The sequence below is a fragment of the Mesorhizobium sp. M7A.F.Ca.AU.001.01.1.1 genome, from assembly GCF_004022735.1.
In the GTDB taxonomy this organism is placed as follows: domain Bacteria; phylum Pseudomonadota; class Alphaproteobacteria; order Rhizobiales; family Rhizobiaceae; genus Mesorhizobium; species Mesorhizobium ciceri.
On record NZ_RZPF01000461.1, the window covers coordinates 1 to 5,402 of the forward strand.

A 5,402-nucleotide genomic window follows, 5' to 3' on the forward strand; every position below is an offset into this window, starting at 1 on the left:
ATCTTCATGTGCGCCATGGCCGCCTATCACCGCTGGCCGACCGACTTCTTCCCAATCATCGACGGCACCGTGCGGGCTGCCGAAGCGGTCGGCGCGAAGCTTGTGGTGCTCGGAAATCTCTATGGCTATGGCAAAGATGCCGAAAGCCCGCTTCACTCCGACCTGTCTCTGGATCCGACTTCGAAGAAAGGAACCGCCCGGACGATCATGTGGCAGCGGGCGGTCCGTGCGGACGTGCCGGCCGTCGAAGTGCGGTCCAGCGATTATCTTGGACATGGCGCGATCAGCTCTTTCTCACTGGTCGCGCTGCCCTCCATAATCGAAGGGAAACCGACGGCTTTCATCGGAAACCTCGACGCAACTCACGCCTGGTCCTTCACGAAGGACGTGGCCAGGACACTGGTCGCTGCCTCGCGCTACACGGGCGAATGGGGACGGGCGTTCCATGTTCCATCGCAACACGCCCCACCCCGGGAACTCATCCGGGCGACCGCGGCAATGCTTCACCGTGAAATTCCAGGAACACGCTCCTATTCCATCTCCGAAATGGAAGCATTGGGCATGCATGAGCTCATCGAGATGAGCTATCTCTTCGACAAACCCTTGCTGGTCGATTCCTCCGACGCGGAGACGCTTCTCGGCGTCAAGGCCAGCAGCCTTGGCGTCATGATCGCCGACACTCTGCGCGACCATCTTTGAAGCTTGAAGACTGGCGCGTCGCACCGGAACTGAAAAAGCCCGCTCCTTTCGGAACGGGCTGAGCCGGCGGGCCGGACTGGAGGTCAGACGGCCCGCAAATTGCTTTTTTTCTTCTATTCGAAACAGCCCCGACTATTCGAGATAACCGGAGGGATCGACTGGCGCCGAATTCTTGCGCACTTCGAAGTGCAGCTTCGGCGAGTCCGTCGTGCCGCTCATGCCCGACAGCGCGATCTCCTGGCCGCGCTTGACCTTCTGGCCGCGCTGCACCTCGATCGAACTGGCATGGCCGTAGACGGTGACCAGGCCGTTCTCGTGGCGCACCAGCACCGTGTTGCCGAATTCCTTGAGGCCGTCGCCGGCATAGATGACGACACCGTTCTCGGCCGCCTTGACCGGTGTGCCCGTCGGCACGGCGATATCGACGCCGTCCTTGCCCGAGCCGAAACCGGAAATCACGCGGCCGCGCACCGGCCAGCGCATCTTGCCGATGCCGGTGGCGTCTGGCGCGACGGCATCGTCGGCCTCGGCCTGCTGGATGACCTTCGAATCCTTTTTCGGCGGCGTGTAGGACGCCAGCGTTTCAGACGGCGTGGTCTTTGCCGCGGGCTGCGTGGTGGCCGTCGTCACCGGATCGACCTTGGCCGGCTTGGCAGCGGCGACGGTCGCGGTTCCGCCGGCCGGCACCTTCAGGGTCTGGCCGATCTTGAGCAGTCCGTCCTTCATCCCGTTGGCCTGCTTTAGAGCAACGACGCCGACGCCGGTCTTCCTGGCAATCGAAGACATCGTGTCGCCCGACTGGACCGTGTAGGTCCCGGCAGCGCCGGTCGTCTTGGCAACCTGCGGCTTGGGCTCCTTGGGCTGGTTTGCTGCGGCCGACGCGTCGACCTGAGCGGCGGACTTGCCTTCCTTAGGCTTCGGCTGCTGCGGCAGAACGGCGACCTTGTCCGGCGCAGTGGCCGGCAGGTTGTGCTTGCCGTCTTTCGCCGGCTTGGCATCCGCGACCTTCGCCTCGCCTTTGCTGGAATAGGCATAGGCCGGGATGACCAGCTTCTGGCCGGTCTTCAGCCCCTTGGTCGCGCTCAGCCCGTTGACCTTCATGATCACGTCGGACGGCACCTTGTAGCGCTGCGCCAGGCCGCCGATCGTTTCGCCGTCCCTGACGACGATCTCGGTTGCATGCGGAGTGCCGGAAGCAGCCACGCGGGGTTCGTCAGGTTGCGAAACCTTGAAAGGCGACGCCGCCGGAGCGACGGTGCCGGTCGTGGTCCTGTCGACATGCGGTGCCGGGGCCAATGCGGTGCGCACCGGCTTCGATGCCGGCGCCTGCTGCGCTTGGGCAACGGGCGGCGGCAGCGGCCGCGTCGAGACCGGCTCGAGGCTGGAGCGGCTGACCGATTGTGTATGGCTGCCATCGATCGGAGCGGCGGCGACATCGCCCGGATAGGGCTGCTGTACGGCATCCTGCTTGTTGATGATGGCGCGCTGATTGTTGGTCGAGGATGTAAAGACGTCGTCGACGCCATTGAACCGCGAAACCTGGGAACTGCACCCCGCAGCAGCACCCGCGACCATCAGAATGGCGCAGCCTCGCGCCAGATTGCGACCGTTTGTCTTCAAAACACTGAGTTGCATCGCACTAACCCGCACATACCCGGTACAAACTAGGCATGATTAAAGCGCGTTAATGTTACTCGACGGTTAACCTCATGGAATCCGACGCAATTTTTCTTAAAATATTAGAGAGCGAGCCGTGCGAAGATTTCGGGTCAGGTCAGCCGGGGTCGAAGACGGGCGCACGACGCGGCCGAACATCGACATCCGCGCTAGATAACAGCGGCAACACCGCGCAGGATCGGCTGCAGGCGAACGAGGCCGATGTCTTCACGCTCGAAGCGGCTGCCGACCTTGGTCAGCTTGGCCAGCACCTGTTCGCCCTCTTCGGGGCCGATCGGAGCGATGACGATACCGCCGCTCGACAACTGGTCGAGCAGGAAACGCGGCAGGCTGTCGAAGGCAGCCCAGGCGACGATGCGGTCAAATGGCCCTTCATTCGGCAGCCCGCCGGAACCATCGGCGTGGCGCACGATCACATTGCCGATGCCGAGCGCCTCGAAGCGTTGCCGCGCCTGCTCGGCGAGCGTCTTGTAGCGATCGGTGGTGATGACCCGCGCGGCCAGCCGCGACATCACCGCCGAGGTGTAGCCCGAGCCGGTGCCGATCTCGAGCACGCGGTTGCCCTGCTCGATGGTGAGTGCGGCGATCACCGCCGCCTGCATGTCGGCGCCTTCGATCGCCTCGCCGCATTCGATCGGCAGCATGCGGTCCGACCAGGCGATCTGATGGAACTGGGCCGCCAGGAAGCCGCGCCGCGGCGTCGCCTCGAAGGCCGCGATCAGCGCCTTCGGCACAGTCCCCCGGCCGCGCAGACGCAGCAGAAAGGCGGCAAAACCTTCGCGGTCGTCGATCGGGAGGCCCTGGTTCATGCGAGCGCCTTGCTCAGTTGGTCACGGATTTCATGGGCGGTAAGGTCGAGCTGCAGCGGCGTCACCGACACCAGCCGGTTGCGCAAGGCGTAGAGGTCGGTGCCTTGCTTGCCTTCGACCGGCTCGCGGCCGAAACGCAACCAGTAGTAAGGCAGGCCGCGCCCGTCACGGCGCTCGTCGACCCACAGGGAGTGCACGAGCTTGCCCTGCGAGGTGACCACCGTGCCTGCGACTTCCTCGGGCGTGCAGTTGGGAAAATTGACGTTGAGCAGCACGCCGTCCGGCAATGGCGTCGCGACAAGTTTCTTCAGCAGCGCCGGCGCCAGCGCCTCCGTCGTCTCGTAGGGCACGACGCGATCTTCGCCGACATAGCTGTACCCCTGGCTGAGCGCGATCGAGCGAATGCCGAGCAGCGCGCCCTCCATGGCGCCGGCGACGGTGCCGGAATAGGTGACATCGTCGGCGATGTTGGCGCCCGAATTGATGCCGGACAGGATCAGGTCGGGTGCGCCAGGCAGGATCTTCTTGACGCCCATGATGACGCAATCGGTCGGCGTGCCGCGCACGGCAAAATGCTTCTCGCCAATCTTGCGCAGCCGCAGCGGCTCCGAGATCGACAGCGAATGCGCATAGCCGGACTGGTCCTGCTCGGGCGCCACCACCCAGACATCGTCGGACAGCGTACGTGCGACGCGTTCGAGCGACGCCAGGCCCTCGGCATGAATGCCGTCGTCATTGGTCAGGAGGATACGCATTATTTCGCTTCGATCTTTTCCAGACCGCCCATGTAAGGCCGCAGCACTTCAGGAATGGTTACGCTGCCATCCTCGTTCTGGTAGTTTTCGATGACGGCGATGAGCGCGCGACCAACGGCTGTGCCCGAGCCGTTGAGCGTGTGGACGAAGCGGTTGCCCTTGCCGTCCCTGTCCTTGTAGCGGGCGTCCATGCGGCGTGCCTGGAAATCGCCGCACACCGAGCAGGACGAGATCTCGCGATAGGCGTTCTGGCCGGGCAGCCAGACCTCGATGTCATAGGTCTTGCGTGCGCCAAAACCCATGTCGCCGGTGCACAGCGTCATGGTGCGGAACGGCAGGCCGAGCCGCTTCAGCACTTCCTCGGCGCATTGCGTCATCCGCTCATGCTCGGCAAGTGACGATTCCTGATCGGTGATCGACACCAGCTCGACCTTGTAGAACTGATGCTGGCGCAGCATGCCGCGCGTGTCGCGCCCGGCCGAGCCCGCTTCCGAACGGAAGCACGGTGTCAGCGCGGTGTAGCGCAGCGGCAGTTTTTCATGCGCGGTGATTTCCTCACGCACAAGGTTGGTGAGTGGGACCTCGGCGGTGGGAATCAGGCCAAGCCTGCCCTCCCCGTGCGGCGTAAAGAACAGATCTTCCTCGAACTTCGGCAATTGGTTGGTGCCGAACAAAACATCGTCCTTGACCATCAGCGGCGGAATGACTTCCTCGTAGCCATGCTCGGTCGTGTGCAAATCGAGCATGAACTGGCCGAGCGCGCGTTCCATCCGCGCCAGCCCGCTTTTCAGCACGGTGAAGCGCGAGCCTGACAGCTTTGCCGCGCGCTCGAAATCCATCATGCCGAGCGCTTCGCCGATCTCGAAATGCTCCTTCACCCAGTTCGGCCGCGTCGGCACCTTGCCGACGATGTGCTTGACGACATTGTCGTGCTCGTCCTTGCCGACAGGCACGTCGTCGAACGGCACGTTGGGCAGCACCGCCAACGCATCGTTCAGCGCCTTGTCCAGCTCGCGTTCGCGCGCCTCGCCGTTCTGGATGAAGACCTTGATCTCGCCGACTTCGGCTTTCAGCGTCTCGGCCAGGGCAGCATCGCCCGAACGCATGGCGTTGCCGATCTCTTTCGACGCGGCATTGCGGCGCTCCTGCTTGGTCTGTAGCTCGGTAACGTGTTCGCGCCGCGCCTCGTCCGAGGCGATCAGCCCGCCGACCGTGGACTGCGCCTCGTCAGCCGACCACGAGCGCTTCACCAGCGCCTCGACAAGGGCCTTCGGGTTGTCGCGAATCCATTTGATGTCAAGCATGGTTTGAACGCTCCGGGGTAGCATGTCGCCCAAAGTGCGCAGCGGTTTGGGACAACGACATGCTTCAAACAAAACTGAAACGCATCGCTTTCAGTGCGATGCGTTTCAGCCAGAGGGCGTAAACCGCATCCTCGATCGATGCAAGATGGGGCATGGGG

Annotated in this window: 5 protein-coding genes; 1 reads left to right on the plus strand and 4 read right to left on the minus strand. The window is 63.6% G+C overall.

The window, feature by feature from the left end; genetic code table 11:
- On the plus strand, positions 1 to 699 hold a 699-nt coding region (locus EN884_RS24240), incomplete at its 5' end, for an oxidoreductase (protein WP_128360774.1).
- Positions 700 to 831: 132 nt separating this feature from the next.
- Here the strand turns inward: EN884_RS24240 and EN884_RS24245 are convergent.
- The 4 genes from EN884_RS24245 to serS form a co-directional block, all read right to left on the minus strand.
- Positions 832 to 2,334, minus strand: a complete 1,503-nt coding sequence (locus EN884_RS24245) for a peptidoglycan DD-metalloendopeptidase family protein (protein ID WP_063168116.1) — start codon at positions 2,332 to 2,334, stop codon at positions 832 to 834.
- Between the two features lie 191 nt (positions 2,335 to 2,525).
- Positions 2,526 to 3,185 carry a protein-L-isoaspartate(D-aspartate) O-methyltransferase gene (locus EN884_RS24250; RefSeq protein WP_013531300.1) on the minus strand — a complete coding sequence of 220 codons (660 nt, stop codon included), beginning with the start codon at positions 3,183 to 3,185 and terminating at the stop codon, positions 2,526 to 2,528.
- Entirely contained in the window at positions 3,182 to 3,940 is a 759-nt protein-coding gene (gene surE, locus EN884_RS24255) for a 5'/3'-nucleotidase SurE (protein ID WP_024503850.1), read from the minus strand. The genes EN884_RS24250 and surE overlap by 4 nt, the downstream gene beginning before the upstream one ends.
- Positions 3,940 to 5,244, minus strand: coding sequence for a serine--tRNA ligase (gene serS / locus EN884_RS24260; RefSeq protein WP_063168117.1), 1,305 nt, complete (start codon positions 5,242 to 5,244; stop codon positions 3,940 to 3,942). Before serS ends, surE begins: the two co-directional genes overlap by 1 nt.
- Between the last annotated feature and the right edge of the window lie 158 nt (positions 5,245 to 5,402).